The organism is Kitasatospora cystarginea (genome assembly GCF_039533515.1).
Taxonomy (GTDB): domain Bacteria; phylum Actinomycetota; class Actinomycetes; order Streptomycetales; family Streptomycetaceae; genus Kitasatospora; species Kitasatospora cystarginea.
This window is the reverse complement of the sequence record NZ_BAAATR010000031.1, coordinates 1-15,207: the sequence shown is the minus strand read 5'-3', so window position 1 is coordinate 15,207 and position 15,207 is coordinate 1. Positions and strand designations below refer to the sequence as shown.

Here is a 15,207-nt window from a genome sequence, read left to right as displayed (position 1 = left end):
CTCGGTGTCGCCGGGTCGGCCTGGCATGTTGTCGAACGTGGCTCCTTCTTGCGCTCCCGCCCGGACCGGCGCGGGCTTTCCGGGTGCCGCTGCCCGTGTCTTCATGATCGGGCCTCCCGCGCATCGGGCCAACGTGGGCGCCCCGACACGCGAGCAGTACACCGCCCGGGCCCGCCCTGCATAACACTGTGTGGCATGTCGAATACCGATCGGGACGACGGCGGTGGAGCACAGCAAGGCGGCGCGCCCAGCCCCGATGCCCTGCTGCCGACCCTCGACGAGGAGCAGCTAGGGGTGTTGCGTTGGGTGGGGCGTGAGTGGGGCCGGGTGTCGGGGGATCCGGAGGCGTGGCGCCGTGCGCTGCCCGTGGATCCGGATCTCGGTCGTTATCCCGCTCCTTCGGAGATCCTGCCGGTCCGTTTCGGTCGTTTCGTGCGGGTCTCCCCGGTTGGGGGACAGCCGTCGGGCGTGGAGGCGACCGGCGAGGACACGCGACCTTCCCGGCTCGGCCGGGTCGGTTCCGGGGTGCGGCACGTGCTGCTGGGGGCACCGTTGAGGAGCACCGCGATCGCGTATGAGCGGATGCGCAAGGTGGTGGCGTTGCCGGTGCTCTCCGCCGACGCGCTCTCCTCGGTCGCGTACGGTCCCGAGGCGATGCTGGCAGTCCTCGTCCTGGGAGGTGCCTCCGCATTGAGCTATTCGGTGCCGGTTGCCGCAACGATCGTGTTCCTGATGCTCGCGGTCGGGATGTCGTACCGTCAGACGATCCGTGCCTACCCGCACGGCGGCGGCTCGTACATCGTCGCCACCGCCAACCTGGGCCGCGTTCCCGGGCTGGCGGCCGCGGCCGGTCTGATGACCGACTACATCCTCACGGTCGCGGTCTCGGTCGCCTCCGGGATGGCGGCGGTCACCTCGGCGATCCCCTCACTCGAACCCGACATCGTTGCGATCGGCGTTGTCGTGATCGCCGTGCTGCTCGCCGGGAACCTGCGGGGTGTGCGTCAGGCGGGTGTGCTGTTCGCCGCACCGACGTACGCCTTCGTCCTCGCGGTCTTCGTCCTGGTCGCCCTGGGTCTGTTCGACGCGGCCGACCGTGGCTTCCAGCCTGTTGCGGCACCGCGGCTGACGGCGACCGAGGGCGTCGACGTGCTGCTGGTGCTGCGCGCTTTCGCCTCCGGTTCGACGGCGATGACCGGCATCGAGGCGATCTCCAACGCGGTACCGGCCTTCCGGCCGACCGAATGGCGCAATGCCCGCACGACACTGACCTGGATGGTCGGTCTGCTCATCGCGCTGTTCGCGGGCACCATCGCTCTGGTCCATCTCGACGGCGTCGTGCCCTCGGCGAAGGAGACGGTGCTGTCGCAGCTCGCCCATCGCGCCTTCGGCCCGGGTTTCCTGTACGTCTTCACGCAGGCGGCCACGGCGGCGATCCTGCTGCTCGCGGCGAACACCGCCTACAACGACTTCCCCCGAGTCCTGTTCCTGCTGGCGCGTGACAACCAGGCACCGCGGATCTTCCTGCGGTTGGGCGACCGGCTGGCCTTCAGCAACGGGATCATCCTGCTCTCGGTCGCAGCGGCCGCGATCTACGCGGCGTTCGACGGCAGGACCGCACCGCTGATCCCGCTGTACGCCGTCGGCGTCTTCCTCGCCTTCACGCTGTCGCAGGCCGGCATGGTCGTCCACTGGTGGCGCCTGCGCGACCGCCACTGGCGCAAGAGCCTGGCCTTCAACGCCACCGGCGCCCTGCTCTCGGCGATCGTCTTCATCACCGCCGGAGTCACCAAGTTCACCGAAGGCGCCTGGTTCGCCGTGCTCGTGGTGGGACTGTTCATCCTGGTGACGACACGAATCCGGCACCACTACGACGTGGTCGGCAAAGCGCTTGAACTGCATCCGCACGCAGTCGAAGTCCCCAGCCGTACCATCACACCGCCGCGCTCGGAGGACGGCGCGAAGCGAACCAACGCACAGACGTCGAGCCCCGAGCCCGAGGCGCCAACCGAGGCCCAGTCAGAAGCGGAGACCGAGGAGACTCCCGAGGAGATCCACCCGCTGTCGATCGTGCCGATCGCCACGCTGGACCTGGCCGGCATGCGTGCGCTGGCCTACGCGGCCTCACTCCAGCAGCCCGTCCTCGCGCTCCACATCAGCCCCAGCGAGGACGAGGCCCAACGCTTCCGCGAGTACTGGCGTGAGTGGGGCGACCACCTACCGCTGAAGATCGTGGTCTCCCCCTATCGCACGATCGTCGCTCCGCTGGTCAACTACATCGAGTCACTGCACCATCAGCGCCCGGACCTCACTCTGACCGTCATCCTCCCGGAGATCGTCGTCCGGCACTGGCGGCACCGCCTCCTGCACAACCGACTCGCGGCTCGGTTGCGACGGGCACTCCGACCCCTGCCGAAGATCGTCGTCACGACCGTCCCGTTCCACGTGTAGCACAGCGCGAAAGCAGCCCGACGCGTCCAACCCGAGCGCCTTGCCCACCGCGGATGGGGACGACAGTGCCGCAGAGCGGGAGTTCCGCTCCGACTTGAGCTCCTGCCGTCGGCTGTCCTGCCGGCCAATGACCCGGGTGAGGCCGACAGGCGCGCGGAGATCGCCCGGATGCGCGCCGCCGCACGGCCCGCACCTACATAGCCCGGCGCCTCGCATGACCGGATCCGTCCCTGGGGGAGGAACGTCCGACAGGAGTGGCGCGGCAGGGTGTGCAGGCCCGTCCTGCTGGCTGAGACTGGTCGCGTTACTCGCGTGACCACTCGGTTTCGGCCTGGGGCTCGCCGACCGAGGGTCGCCCCTCCCAGGCTCGGACTGTGATCGCCCGGGGGCCGGGAGCGGGAGTGGACAGCGTGCGCACGAACACGTCCCGCAGGTGGTTCGCCACCTGCGGGGGCGGTCCGTCGTATTCCAGCGGGTTCGGCATGGGAGCGCCGTCCTGTTGGGACCAGTGGCCGTCGTCATCCTGGGTCTCGAGATTCCACCGGTAGTGCCGAATCCTGGCCTCCTGTGACGACGACCCTGTTCCAGAACACGACGGTATGGGCCTGACCAGCTGCTGGCGACCGGTGGACTTCCGCCCTCGCCACAGGGCGCGGCGGTGGCCCGGTGGGACGATGGGAGGTGCTCACCGAAGTCGGAGGTTGCTGGTGTTCGAGGCGGGTGACATCCGGGAATGGCGCGGCCACGACGTGGTCGATGTCGATCGCCACAGGATCGGCACGCTGGAGTCCGTCTACGTGGACACCGCGACCGACCAGCCATCGTTCGCCACCGTCACGGTCGGGCTGCCCGCGCGCCGCCGCCTGGTGTTCGTCCCCCTCGCCGATGCGAGGGTCGGACCGGGCTACCTGCAGGTCGCCCACCCCAGGAGCCGGGTCAAGAAGGCTCCGGCGATCGACACCGACGGCGAGCTGCCGGCCGAGGACGAGGCGGCCGTCTTCGCCCACTACAAGCTGGACTACGCGCCGGGCGCGGGCGGCGAACGGCGCCTGGCACGCCGGTAGGACCGGCAGATCCCGGAGGAGGTCGAGGATGGCACTGGTGCTGTTCCTGATCATCGTGGCAATCCTGCTCGGCATCGTCGGAGTCGTCGCCAAGGGCCTTCTCTACCTGCTGTTCATCGGCGTGGCCGTGCTCGTGATCGCCGTGGTCATCTCCGCCGTCAGGTTCCGGCGCGGAGGCCGCTCCGCCAACCGCTGACACATCCGGTACACCCGCCATGCGGCGCGCGGCGGGTGTACCGGTGCGGCTGCGGATCAGTACTCGGAACCACTTCGTCGGCAGGTGCCCCGCGACCTGGAGCCACGCGGCAGCTGAAGTACGCCTCGACCACATGCGGAGTGTCTTCGAAGACGCGCAGGATCCGCAGCGCTCCGCTCGAGTGCAGGTCGTACTCATACGTGACGCCGTCGGCTTTGTCCTGGTACTGCATGTCCAGCGGCCCCTTGGACGGTTCTGCCGGTGGCCGGGCCGACCGGTTCAGCGGCCCCTTGGACGGTTCTGCCGGTGGCCGGGCCGGCCGGTTCAGCGGCCGCGAGGATCAGGAATGCAGGTGCAGGTGCCAGCCGGACCGGATGAGGCCGGGGGCGACGCCGATGGCGTGCTGGTGTGCCGAGGCGGTAAAAGGGCGGCCCACCATCAGCGCCCGGACCTCGCCATAACCGTCATCTCCCCGAAGATCGTCGTACGACACTGGTGGCACCGCCTCCCATACCGGGCCATTCTTCATCGCGGACCGCCAAATCCTCTCCCCACAAGGGAAATTGACGCAACGTCATCGACGACCTGGCGTGTACATCAGGGAGACCCGAGGCGTCCGGCGGCAAATCGGGTTTGGGCGGCTTCGGCAAGACCGGTGTCCTGCCCATGCCGGCGCCAGGGCGTTCACGAGGTATCGGCTTCATGGACAGTCCCACGCTCGCCAGGGGCCCTTGGCTGCGACTACTTTGGAAGAAGTCGCCGTCGGCGACGTGCGGATTCGTCTGCGGTGCCCCGGCGGCGGCACCGGGTAGTCCACAACGAGCCCGAGGCAGGTACTCGACATGACCGCGACCTTCGATCCCGCCGCCTCCCAGCCACCGGGGCCCGAACCGCCGGTCCGACTCTCGCTGACACCCGGCAGCGCCACCCCGGGCCGCCTGGACGGCGCCTGGTGGCCCCGCTCGCACGACCTCCTTCGTGAACTTCCCCCGCTGGCGACAGCACTGGACCCCAAGTGGGGGAAGATCACCCGTGTCACCGTGAACCCGACGCACTGGCCGGTCATCCCCCGGCGCGTCCCGGTCGCAGGCCACGTCATCCACGTCGGATGGTTCGAACAGGAACAGGACGCGGACGAGGTCATCGTGTGCTCCTTCATCCCCCTGCGCCTGGAGCTCCTGGTGATCCCCCCGGAAACCGATGCGGCCACCGCCGAGCAGCTGATGACAGCAGCCGCCGACCCCGCCAACACCCACACCGGCACCGACCTCCTGACAGCCGCTGGCGTGCCGACCGCAGACCACCCGACGGCTGGCGGATGACACCGTTCACCGGCCCATGACGCCACACCGCTCACCGCCTCCCCCGACTCACGTCGTGCCGGGCTAGGGCAGCGGTGGTTCTGTACGAGGCGGGGCGCTCCTTTCGGCCCGTGCCGAGACTGGTGCCGCCCGGTCCTGTCCGGGACATCGGGACGAGAACGACCGGGCACCGGCTGTCATCCCCTACCTGCTGCCGCGATCAACCATCTCCGACTGTTCGGCGGACTCCTCAACGAATACCGTGCCCCCGACCAGGCCGCCCCACTAATACTTCAGTGCGACTTCGTGATCTATCCAGTCGCGGGGTCGGCGAGTCGCCGCCGGTAGTGACTGCGGCGGGCGGTGGCTTGGTGGCGTCTGCGCCAGGTTGACCAGTGCAGCAGCCTGGGCGGGGATGTACTGGGCGGGTTCAGCAGGGCGCCGAGCAGGTGGCGGATCTCCGGAGTGGTCAGGTCGATCGGGTCGGTGCTGCGGGGATGCCGGTTCGGCTGTGCGGTCCTGGTCGGCGTCGCGTCGGCGGTGAGCACGGCCAGGAAGGCCCGCGCCAGCATGGCCAGGGTGATGTGCCGGTGCCAGGCGGTCCAGTGGCGGACCTGGTAGTGGTCCAGGCCGACCTGGCCTTTCGCTGCCTGGAAGGACTCCTCGATGCACCACCTGGTCCCGGCCACGCGGACCAGCTCGGACAGCGGCACTCGCCTGGGGGACCAGCACAGGTAGAAGGCGAGTTCGTCGCTGTTCGGGTTGCGGCGGATCAGCAGGTGTCGGTGCCGGTCGGCGCTGATCTCGATCCAGGCCCAGTCGTAGTAGCGGGGCCCCTTCGCCCCGGCTCCGACGCTCTGCCGGTGCCAGGCCGAGGGCAGCAGGTGCTCGGCGATGGTATCCGCGCGAACAGCGACTCGCCCCTGGTTGATCCGTACTCGCGTGCTGCAGGCGACGGCCAGGACATAGCCGACCCGGCGGGACTCCAACAGGGCACGCAGGCCGGGGTCTTGGCCATATGCCTCGTCGCCAGTCACCCAGGACGCGTCGATCCCGGCGTCCAACGCTGACGTGATCATCTGCCCGGCCAGCGTGGGCTTGGTCGAGAACTCGACATGGCCGGGCACCCCGGCACGCGTGCGACGCTCGCCGTCCTGGCACCACGATGTGTCGGGCAGGTAGAGCCGACGGTCGATCAACGCCCTGCCTCTGCTGGAGGCATAAGCGAGGAAGACGCCGACCTGGCTGTTCTCGATCCGTCCTGCAGTCCCGGTGTGTACTGCCGTTGCACGCCTGCCGAGGCGGTGCCCTTCTTCAGGAACCCTGTCTCGTCGACGATCAGGACGCCGTCGGCGGCACCGAGATGTTCGAGGACGTAGGCGCGGATGTCGTCGCGGACCGCGTCGGCGTCCCAGCGGGCGATTCGCAGCAGCCGCTGCATCGGCCCGGGGCGGTGGCCGGCCTGTTCGGCCGGCCGCCAGCAGTTCTTCCGCTCGATGCCGGAGAGCAGTCCGAGCACGAAGGCGCGGGCCGTGGCACGCGGCTCCACTCGTTTGAACCGGCTCGCGATCCGGGCCATGGCCTGTTCGAACATCGCCCGCCAGTGGGCAACGTCTATGCTGTGGCCCGCGGCCACCGCACGATCTTCAGGAGTCGACACAACCCTTGATGATCACGCGGTGGCCGTTCCAGTTCTCACACGGGGGTCGTGTGCCGCAGGATGCGCTCGATATCCCACGCATGATGGTGCCCGTCGTGGGCGTTGTTGCGCGCGACATCCTCGGCGCGCTGAACTCCGCGGGTGGCATGCTGCAGCACGGTCCCCTCCTCCAGCGCGGAAGTCACCGATGCAGCCCGGGCATCGACCGCGTGTTCCAGCGACCACAGCGCCGCAGTGGGAGCGATCTCGTTGTAGTGGCGGGCCCGCGCGACAAGGTCCGGGTCGTAGCCGGGTACGTCAACCGCCCCGGACAGCCGGGCTCCGGCAAGCCGTTCAGCCCAGTTCCGCAGGTTGTCAGTCACGTGGCTGACGTACGCTGCGGGCGTCCACGACAGACCCGGGTGACGTTCGAATCCCGTGCGCCCCGCCAGAAGCGCGCGGAAGCGAGTCGGCAGCTCCTCCACGACCCGAATCGCTTCCCCCGGGGTCACCGACCACTCGAAGCCGCAACCGCCGCACGGGTCCCCATACAGACTTGCGCCCGATCTCTCCATGGGCTTCAACCGTACTAGTCCTAGCCTCCGCGTTTCGGTTCGCGTCGGCTGATCTGGGGCGATCCCTGTATCGGAGGTTGCGGGGCTGCCGTCAGACGTTGGGCATGCCGAGGGCCCGGCGCGATGGCAGGGTGCTCCTGGGTCGGACTCCAGCGAGCGGCCCTCACGACGCACACCGAGAACAGAGCGTCGTAACCCCACGTGTCCGGTGCGGCGCAAGCGACGAGACCGATGCGCCTGGGAGCCCGTCGTGTCCTCAGCTCCCGGGTGAAGCCAGGGCCTGTACCGAGGCATAGCCCGGGACCGAGGGCGTCTGCGGGAACACACCGTTCGCGCGCAGGCTGGCGGCGGTGTCCACGGCCGCTCCGAGGGCGAGCCGGAACAGCAGCGAGCCGAGACTGACCCGGTGCACACCGAGTTCGGCGAGGCGGGCGAGCGAAGGCCCGTCCGGTGTAGCGAGGACGTTGAGCGGCAACGCGGTCGTGCCCACTGCCGCCGCAATGGACGCCGGATCGGTCAGACCCGGCACGAAGACGCCATCCGCGCCCGCGTCCCGGTAGACCGCCAGACGAGATGCCGTCTCCGCCTCGCGTCCCCCGCCCAGCCAATGGGTGTCGGTGCGGGCGTTGACGAAGAGCCAGGGCACGGCCGCCTTGACCGCGGTGATCTTCGCCGCGTGCAGGCGCGGCGGGGTGAGGTCGCCGGTGCCGCGGCCGTCCTCCAGGTTGACGCCGACCGCGCCCGCCTCGGCGAGTTCCGCCGCGAGGTCGGCGACCTCGGCCGGGTCGTCACTGAAGCCACCCTCGATGTCGACGGAGAGTAGGAAGGGCCCGCCCCCGATCCGGCGCACGAGCCGTAGCGTCTCAGTACGGGTCCGGCCGGCCCCGTCCGGCAGCCCGGCCGCGGCGGCGACACCCAGGCTGGTGGTGCCGACGGCGGCGAAACCGGCCGCGGCCAGCGCGGCCGCGGAGGCGTGGTCCCAGGCATTCGGCAGCAGCAGCGGCGCGCCGGGGCGGTGGTGCAGGTTGCGGAAGGCGATGGCGGCGGAAGCGCCGGCAGTGCTCATACCTACTCCTCGGGATTGGCAGCGGCACCGAAACGGCCAACGGCTCCGGCGTAGTAGTCCAGCGAGCCGGCGACATGCGCGGCGAGCAGCCGGAAGGGCCAGCCCTGGCCGGGCGAGCGGTCCAACTGCGCGTCGCTCAGCGCCTCGAGGCGGTCGGCCCAGATCCGGCCGATCCGGACCAGGCGGCTGCGCGCCTCGTCAAGGTCCTCCGTGGTGAACGACGCGAGGTCGGCCGGGGTGGTGGTCGCCGAGGCGTGCCAGTGGTCCGGCTGCGGCTCCTGGCCCGCCAGGCGGGCCTCCAACTCGGCGAGGTGATCCACCAGATGGTCGGCGGCTCGGCGGATCGCCTTGTGCGGGGTGTAGACGCGGTCGTCCACCGCCAACGGTCGCCCGTCCCAGGCGGTCCAGGTCGCGGCGAGGTCCAGCACCCGTGCGACCGCCTCTGTGACCTGCGTGGCCGGGTCGTCCCGCTCCAGCAGCCCGGCGGCGAGCGCCAGTGCCTGGGCCTGGCCCGGACACCGGTGCGGCCCCGCGCCGAAGGCGAGAGGGGTCGGGTCGTCGTGGGTGCCGATGTCCGAATCGGCCTGGTCGCCGCCAGCGGGGGCGTCCTGCTGTGCGGCGGTGACGTCGACCAGCACCACCTCCCCGGCCCGGAGGTCCAGCGCGCCCACGCGGACGTCGGCCAGCGCTCGTCGGCGCAGCGCGGTCACCGGCGGGTCGTGCCGCAGCACCTCGGCGAGGAGGGCGTCCGCGCCACCTGGTGGGAGCCCGTCCGGCGCGCTCCGGCGGGCGTGCTCGACCAATCGGGCGGTTGCGTCGCACGCCTGCACCAACAGCCCGATCCGTTGCGCGGCGAACTCCAGGTCCTCCACGCCTTCCCCCTGGGCGGTCCGGGCGAGCAGCGACGCGATGGCCTCGTCGACAGCTTTTGCCTGGGTGGGCGTCAGTTCGCTGCCGAAGTATCCGGCGGAGACGGTCATGACCGCGTCGGCCACCGCGTCCGGGCCCGGCAGGCCAAGCTCTTCGGCCAGGATGCGGACGACGGTGTGCCGGTCGTCCGCGCCGACCGCCGAACCGGCAGCCGCCCGGCGCAGTTCGCGCGGGTCCAGGCGCGCAAGCTCCGCCACCGCGTGGGCGCGCTGACGGGCGTGCGCCCGCGTGTCGCCGGTGAAGCGGGCGACAGCGGCGCGCAGCCAGGCCAGGGAGCCGGCGGGCGCATCCGCCGCGTCGGCGACGGGTTCGGGGACCAGCAGCGGCTGGTCGAGCGCCGCGCGGGCGTCGGCGTACGCGGTGACACGGGACGAGCGGACGGGCGGGTCGGAGATCGTCATGCGGCTCACGCTACGTGCGGAATACTTCGGCGCACACCGAACCGTAGCCGGGGCATGATGGCCTCATGTCCGCGCAACCTCTGGCCCGGCTCGCCGGGCTGCTGGCCGACCCCACCCGAGCCGCGATCTGCCTCGCGCTGCTGGACGGCCGCGCCTGGACCGCGAGCGAACTGGCCCACCACGTGGGCGTCGTGGCATCGACCGCGAGCGAGCAGTTGTCCCGTCTGGTCGCCGGAGGGCTGTTGGCCGAGGAGCGCCAGGGCCGTCACCGCTACCTGAGGCTGGCCGGGCCCGACACCGCCGCGCTGGTCGAGGACATGGCCGCGTTCGCGGCAGAGTCGGCGTCCGTACCCGCACCGCGCAATCTGCGCGACAGCGCCCGCCGAAGCGCTGAGGCACGCGCCCGGACCTGCTACGACCATCTCGCCGGCCGCCTCGGCGTCGCCCTCGCGGACGCCCTGCTGGCACGCGGCGTTGTCACGAAGGACATGGGTCTGATCGTGACCACACCAGGCCGCGCCTGGCTGACTGGCATCGGCCTCGACGTGGACAAGAAGCGCCGCGGCTCCCGCCCGCTGGTCCGCAGCTGCCTCGACTGGACCGAACGCCGCCCCCACCTCGCCGGCGCCCTCGGCGCAGCGCTGTGCGCGCACGCGATGGACGCGGGCTGGCTCGAACCCATCGGCACCGGCCGCGCCCTGCGGGTCACCGCGTCCGGCACCGACGCCCTTCACGACCTGTTCGGCATCACCCTCGACTGAGCGCGGCCCGGCCCCAGCTTCTCCTGCACCCCAGGTGAACCGCGCCGCTCGCAGGAGCTGCAATGCTTGCGGGAGTTGAGGACGCCCCCCCAGGCGAATCCCCGAACGCACGCACGCTCCAGGCGGCCCTACGGGAATTGCATACTCCACGATCCCACCGCAAAGACGCTGGCTGACGTCAAATCAAACCGACGTTGCAGACTCGGCCAGAAGGCGACTCCCGCAGTCACGTCGGAACGACTCCCATCCTCGATTGCACAGCCACCTGTGTCCGCCTTGCTGCCGGATCTCCACGCCGCCTATCTGCGCGGGCTCTTACTGACCCACGCTCCTAGGCCGCTGGTCCGCTTCGTCGCCGTGCGGTTCCGCCACCGTGCCGCCGAGATGGACGACATCCTCCAGGTCGGCACCATCGGCCTGATCAAGGCCGTGGACGGCTATGACCCGGACCGCGGCGTCGAGTTCGTCAGCTACGCCCTGCCCACCATCACCGGCGAGATCAAACGGTTCTTCCGCGACACGTCCTGGACGCTGCGCGTTCCCCGCAGCGTCCAGGAGCTCTACCTGATGACCGCCCGCGGCTCCGACCGGCTGGAGCAGCGACTCGGTAGGCTGCCCACGCCCGAGGAGCTCGCCGACGACCTCGGCCTCACCCGCGAGCAGGTCGCCGCCGGCCTGGACGCCGGACGTGTCTTCTACTGCGACTCGCTGGACGCCACGCGCGACGACGGTACCGACGACTCCGGCGGCGCCCTGCTCGACCGGCTCGGCGACTGCGACCGGGGGAACGGTGGCTGGGTCATCGAGCGCGGCCACAGCCGGTAGTGCAGGACCACGTTGATCTCCGCCGCGAGCAGGGTCAGGCGGGCTCCCATGTACAGCCAGGACAGCAGGCCGATGGTGATCGCGAAGAACCCGCTTGGCGAACAGCCCGTAGTAGGCGATCAGCGTCGCCTTGCCGCCGGCCTGGTCGTTGCCGAATTTCTGGATTACCGCGAACGGCAGGCCCACGACACTATGACGCTGCTGGAACCGGTCGAAACGGCAGACCGCGATCTCCACCCGGTTCATGGCGGCCCCCGACGATCCGCAGCGGACCCGAATCCATACTGCTCTCCATTGCCCTGCGGTGCGGCACGGTTTCGACCATCAGAAGGTGCACCTGTGCGCGGGCGGTCCCTCCGTGGATCCCGAACGCGGAGGACCGGCAGAGGCGGACCACGTTCAAGGCCGAGATGTACCGGATCGATCGGGAGGCTTATACGGGCGGCCGTTACCGGCCGGCGTAGGCCGTCCTGGGGTCAAGTTGTGAACGCCTGCCCAAGCCCCCGGCTGGCACCACCTGGCCCGCTGGCGCGAGGTCTCGGTGCCGTCCGGGCCGGATGCGGCCGTGCCCTGCCGGGCGCACCCTGATCTACATGGGCGACTTCATCACCGCAACAGTCGTGTTCAACTTCGACAGATTGGTCGTCGGCGGCACCGTCTACGGAAGGGAGATGCCCGACATGCAGGTTCGCAGGGAGGAGTCCTGGGTGCACATCCGCTGGGATTCGCAGATCCACAGCTTCCCGACGTCGATGATCGCGTGCATCAGTTGGACCGAGGAATCGTCGTAAGCCGCGTGACAGGTCGGTCTTTGCCGCGCCGGTCCTGCGCGCGCTGGCAGTAGGCGAGGAAAGCGCCATCAACCTGCGCTTCAAGCCTGTGGGGCTCGGAAAGTCATCGTTGCTGGTCAAGCTGAAGTTCCCCGGGGAACTTCAAGGGGAGGACGGGCGGTGCGCGACCACCGGTGCAACTCAGGAACCTCTTCTGCCCGCGGTCACCTGCGGAGTGGGGGTCACTCGGCGACAGGAGTCTCCGGCTTCATCTCGTAGGAATGCTGGATGGCCGGGTGTCGGGTCCCGAGGCCGTCCGTGATCTTGCGCTCCCACGGAACCTCCTGAAGATGCTTGGTCTCTTCAAGCATCGACTTGGGCTCCAAATTGCGGTAACTGTCTACCTCGCCGGCAGCGACGGCCGTCAACGTCGCATAGACCGCTTCAGGGTCGAACTGCGCGCGGGGGAAGGAGAGTTTGGAGTAGTCGAAGAGCCGCTGGGACGGGTCATCTTCCCAGCTCTCCCAGGTCTGGAACATGCGGTCGTTGAACCCGGTCAGGAAGGGCCCAGGGTTGACCGTGGCGACTTCGATTTTGTGCTCCTGCAGCTCGTAGGCCATAGTCTCGGCGATCGCCTCGACTGCGTGCTTGGAGGCGGAGTAGATGCCGGTGAACGGGTTGACGTTCAGGCCCTCCCTCGAAGAAACCCAGACGATGCGGCCTGCCCCGCGCTTGATCATCTGCTTGGCGATCCCCTGGGTGAGGACCAGGGGCCCGGTGACGTTGACCTCGAACTGGTGCCGAATGTTCGACTCGGGAATGTCAACTGTGGAGCCGCCTTCGCCGACTCCGGCGTTGTTTACGAGGATTTCCACACCCCAGTTGAGAGCCTTGCGACGGTCACCGTCGTTCGTGACGTCGAGCTTCTCGACCCGAAGCTTGACTCCGCGCTCGGCTGCCTGCCACTTCAGTGTTTGCACCTGGGCGTAGATCTCCACCCCCGCAATCACGTCGAAGCCCTTCTCCGCCAGGCGCATAGCGGCTTCGAACCCGAAGCCGGTGCCCGCTCCCGTGATAAGGACCTTCCTAAGTTCCGCATTCGCCATGCCGAGTGCATCCTTTCATGGTGTTGGTCCCGCAGTCGTCGACGCTTTGACCGTTCACTGAGAGTCGACTGAGGCACGCTGACACGCTGGCTGTCGTGCGCGAGGACGCTCCCTCTCGGGGTGGCAGGCGAGGCATTCTGGCCGGGAGCGTTGCACGATTATGATCAACGTATTCCGCTGGGGACGGCAATCCAAGTAGGCCAATCGGGTATTGGCAGCACGGGAGGGAGCAATGCTCAAGAGCTAATAGCAGCGCGCACAGTGATTGATGACCTCTACTCAGAATCTGGGCAGACCTGGAAAAGTGACGGATCGTCTGATTAGTCATTGTCTGCGGCGGGTTGGTCGACCCAGGCGCAAAGCAGGCATGGACTTCCAAGATCATGGAGTTTTCTTCGCCCCGTGAGCCTGCTGGAAGACCGTTCCGATCGACGATCCGGCTCACAGATGTCGATGCCATGAGGGTTCCTCCGGCGTTGGTGAGTTCTGCTGGGTGGAGCCAGCGGCTCAGACTCCGCCAGGCAGGGGCGCCTGCGGGCTGACCATGCCGTTTTCCCGTAGGTCGCGCCAGAATTCGGCCGGGATCTGCTCGCCGAGAGCGGCGAGGTCCTCCGCGACCCGGCTCGGTTTGGTGGCGCCGGGGATGACGGCGGCAGAGACAGGGTGGGCGAGGGAGAACTGCAGGGCCGCCGCTTTGACGCCCACCCCGTGTCGCACGCAGATTTCCTTGATGCGGCGAACCTTCTCCAGGATCGCCGGCGGCGCGTCCGCGTACTCGAAGTGGGTTCCGCCGACCAGGACACCGGAGCTGTAGGGGCCTCCAACGACCGTGCCGACACCCTGCTCCTCGGCCATCGGCAGCAGCCGCTGGAGGGCGTGCTCGTGGTCCGGCAGGGTGTACCGGCCTGCCAGCAGGAAGCCGTCGGGCCTGGGCTCGTCCAAGGCCAGGGTGATCTCGATCGGTTCAGTGAGGTTGACACCCAGGCCCCAGGCCTTGATGGTGCCCTCGTCGCGGAGGCGGGACAGCACGCGGAACGCGCCTGTGATGTCGCCGTGGAAGTCCTGGGAGATGTCGTGCACCCGGACGATGTCCAGGCGGTCCACGCCGAGCCGCTCCAGGCTGTTCTCGATGGAGCGTTCGGTGGCTTCGGCCGTCCACTCGTGCATGATCGTATTGGGGCGGCCGTACTCGAACAGGGTGCCCTTGTCGCCCAGGTCGCTGGCGCCGGTCTCGACCTCATCCAGGATGACGCGGCCGACCTTGGTCGACAGTACGAAGCTGTCCCTTGGCTTGCTGGACAGAAGTTTGCCGAGGCGGATTTCTGCCAGGCCGGCCCCGTAGAGCGGAGCCGAGTCGTAGTAGCGGATGCCCTGGTCCCAGGCGGAATTCAGGGTCGTGATGGCCTCGTCGTCCGGGACGGCGCGGAACATGTTGCCCAACGGCGCGGTTCCGAAGCCGATGCGCGCGGGCAGGATCTCACGGAGGTTCACGATGGTGTTCCTTATCTGGATTCGGGGCGCTTGGTCGGTCATCGGACTTGGCGACGCGTTCGGCACCACGGTCGTTGACCACGACAGCCGCCCCCGCGGCAGCCAGGGCCCCCTCGGCGGCCTCCCCAAGAGCCTGTGTTGCGACGACTGATTGAATTCGATGAATACACGTCGAATGAATTCCGCAGCGAGATAGGAAAGTTGGACATGTGGCAGTCGATGGGACGAGTCGGCTCCTGTTACGATAACGCCGCCGCTGAGAGCTTCTTCGCCGTACTGAAGGAAGAGATCGGCACCCGGGTCTGGCCGGACCGCGCCACCGCCCGCGCGGAGGTCTTCGCGCATATCGAGACCTTCTATAACCGTAGGCGTCTGCGCAGGCACCCGAGTGGGGCTTCCTCACACCACTCGAGATCGCCAGCGGCACCAGCAAGGTCACACCCTCGCGGCGTAGACGGAGAGTGTCCGAGCGCAGGGTGGAACTTCACGGCCGTCGTTCTACGCCTGGCGGGCCGGCGAGGCCGCCCGCCGGGGCCGCCTGCGCGAGGAGGAACTCCTCGCGGCCGAGATCAGCGTGATCCACCTCGCTTCCAGGGGTGCCTACGGTGTCCCGCGCGTGCATGAACTGCGC

Annotated in this window: 14 protein-coding genes and 1 pseudogene; 7 read left to right on the top strand and 8 right to left on the bottom strand. The window is 69.0% G+C overall.

The window, feature by feature from the left end; genetic code table 11:
* The first annotated feature begins 195 nt into the window (after window positions 1-195).
* A complete protein-coding gene (locus tag ABD369_RS28015) occupies window positions 196-2,451 on the top strand; it encodes an APC family permease (RefSeq protein ID WP_344639337.1) in 2,256 nt (751 codons plus the stop codon).
* Between the two features lie 304 nt (window positions 2,452-2,755).
* On the opposite strand, the gene ABD369_RS28010 is transcribed toward ABD369_RS28015, so the two are convergent.
* A complete protein-coding gene (locus ABD369_RS28010; RefSeq protein ID WP_344639336.1) occupies window positions 2,756-2,935 on the bottom strand; it encodes a hypothetical protein in 180 nt (59 codons plus the stop codon).
* A 223-nt stretch (window positions 2,936-3,158) separates the two neighbouring features.
* Between ABD369_RS28010 and ABD369_RS28005 the strand changes: the two genes are divergently transcribed.
* The gene (locus tag ABD369_RS28005; protein WP_344639335.1) at window positions 3,159-3,515 is read left to right on the top strand and encodes a PRC-barrel domain-containing protein; all 357 of its coding nucleotides are present in this window, start codon (window positions 3,159-3,161) and stop codon (window positions 3,513-3,515) included.
* Between the two features lie 28 nt (window positions 3,516-3,543).
* On the top strand, window positions 3,544-3,711 hold the full coding sequence (locus tag ABD369_RS28000) for a hypothetical protein (RefSeq protein ID WP_344639334.1): 168 nt from the start codon (window positions 3,544-3,546) through the stop codon (window positions 3,709-3,711).
* Window positions 3,712-4,051: 340 nt separating this feature from the next.
* Here ABD369_RS28000 and ABD369_RS27995 read toward each other — a convergent pair whose 3' ends face one another.
* Window positions 4,052-4,240 carry a hypothetical protein gene (locus ABD369_RS27995; protein WP_344639333.1) on the bottom strand — a complete coding sequence of 63 codons (189 nt, stop codon included), beginning with the start codon at window positions 4,238-4,240 and terminating at the stop codon, window positions 4,052-4,054.
* Window positions 4,241-4,553: 313 nt separating this feature from the next.
* Here ABD369_RS27995 and ABD369_RS27990 point away from each other — a divergent pair, with 313 nt between their 5' ends.
* On the top strand, window positions 4,554-5,033 hold the full coding sequence (locus ABD369_RS27990) for a DUF5994 family protein (protein ID WP_344639332.1): 480 nt from the start codon (window positions 4,554-4,556) through the stop codon (window positions 5,031-5,033).
* A 509-nt stretch (window positions 5,034-5,542) separates the two neighbouring features.
* Here ABD369_RS27990 and ABD369_RS27985 read toward each other — a convergent pair.
* From ABD369_RS27985 to ABD369_RS27970, 4 genes and pseudogenes are all read right to left on the bottom strand, one after another.
* Window positions 5,543-6,606 (bottom strand): annotated as a pseudogene (locus ABD369_RS27985) (IS701 family transposase); the annotation flags it as partial.
* Window positions 6,607-6,707: 101 nt separating this feature from the next.
* Window positions 6,708-7,136, bottom strand: coding sequence for a hypothetical protein (locus ABD369_RS27980; protein ID WP_344639331.1), 429 nt, complete (start codon window positions 7,134-7,136; stop codon window positions 6,708-6,710).
* Window positions 7,137-7,482: 346 nt separating this feature from the next.
* Window positions 7,483-8,292 (bottom strand): isocitrate lyase/PEP mutase family protein, encoded by an 810-nt coding sequence (locus ABD369_RS27975; RefSeq protein WP_344639330.1) that lies wholly within the window; start codon window positions 8,290-8,292, stop codon window positions 7,483-7,485.
* Window positions 8,293-8,294: 2 nt separating this feature from the next.
* Window positions 8,295-9,623, bottom strand: a complete 1,329-nt coding sequence (locus tag ABD369_RS27970) for a hypothetical protein (RefSeq protein ID WP_344639329.1) — start codon at window positions 9,621-9,623, stop codon at window positions 8,295-8,297.
* Between the two features lie 65 nt (window positions 9,624-9,688).
* On the opposite strand from ABD369_RS27970, the gene ABD369_RS27965 reads away from it, so the two are divergent.
* From ABD369_RS27965 to ABD369_RS27955, 3 genes are all read left to right on the top strand, one after another.
* Window positions 9,689-10,384 carry an ArsR/SmtB family transcription factor gene (locus tag ABD369_RS27965; protein ID WP_344639328.1) on the top strand — a complete coding sequence of 232 codons (696 nt, stop codon included), beginning with the start codon at window positions 9,689-9,691 and terminating at the stop codon, window positions 10,382-10,384.
* 267 nt (window positions 10,385-10,651) lie between these two features.
* The gene (locus tag ABD369_RS27960; protein ID WP_344639327.1) at window positions 10,652-11,209 is read left to right on the top strand and encodes a sigma-70 family RNA polymerase sigma factor; all 558 of its coding nucleotides are present in this window, start codon (window positions 10,652-10,654) and stop codon (window positions 11,207-11,209) included.
* A 593-nt stretch (window positions 11,210-11,802) separates the two neighbouring features.
* Window positions 11,803-12,000, top strand: a complete 198-nt coding sequence (locus ABD369_RS27955; protein ID WP_344639326.1) for a hypothetical protein — start codon at window positions 11,803-11,805, stop codon at window positions 11,998-12,000.
* A gap of 221 nt (window positions 12,001-12,221) precedes the next feature.
* Here the strand turns inward: ABD369_RS27955 and ABD369_RS27950 are convergent, their stop codons facing one another.
* Complete coding sequence (locus ABD369_RS27950) at window positions 12,222-13,085, bottom strand: SDR family oxidoreductase (protein WP_344639325.1); 864 nt, start codon at window positions 13,083-13,085, stop codon at window positions 12,222-12,224.
* 507 nt (window positions 13,086-13,592) lie between these two features.
* The gene (locus ABD369_RS27945; RefSeq protein ID WP_344639324.1) at window positions 13,593-14,576 is read right to left on the bottom strand and encodes an aldo/keto reductase; all 984 of its coding nucleotides are present in this window, start codon (window positions 14,574-14,576) and stop codon (window positions 13,593-13,595) included.
* Between the last annotated feature and the right edge of the window lie 631 nt (window positions 14,577-15,207).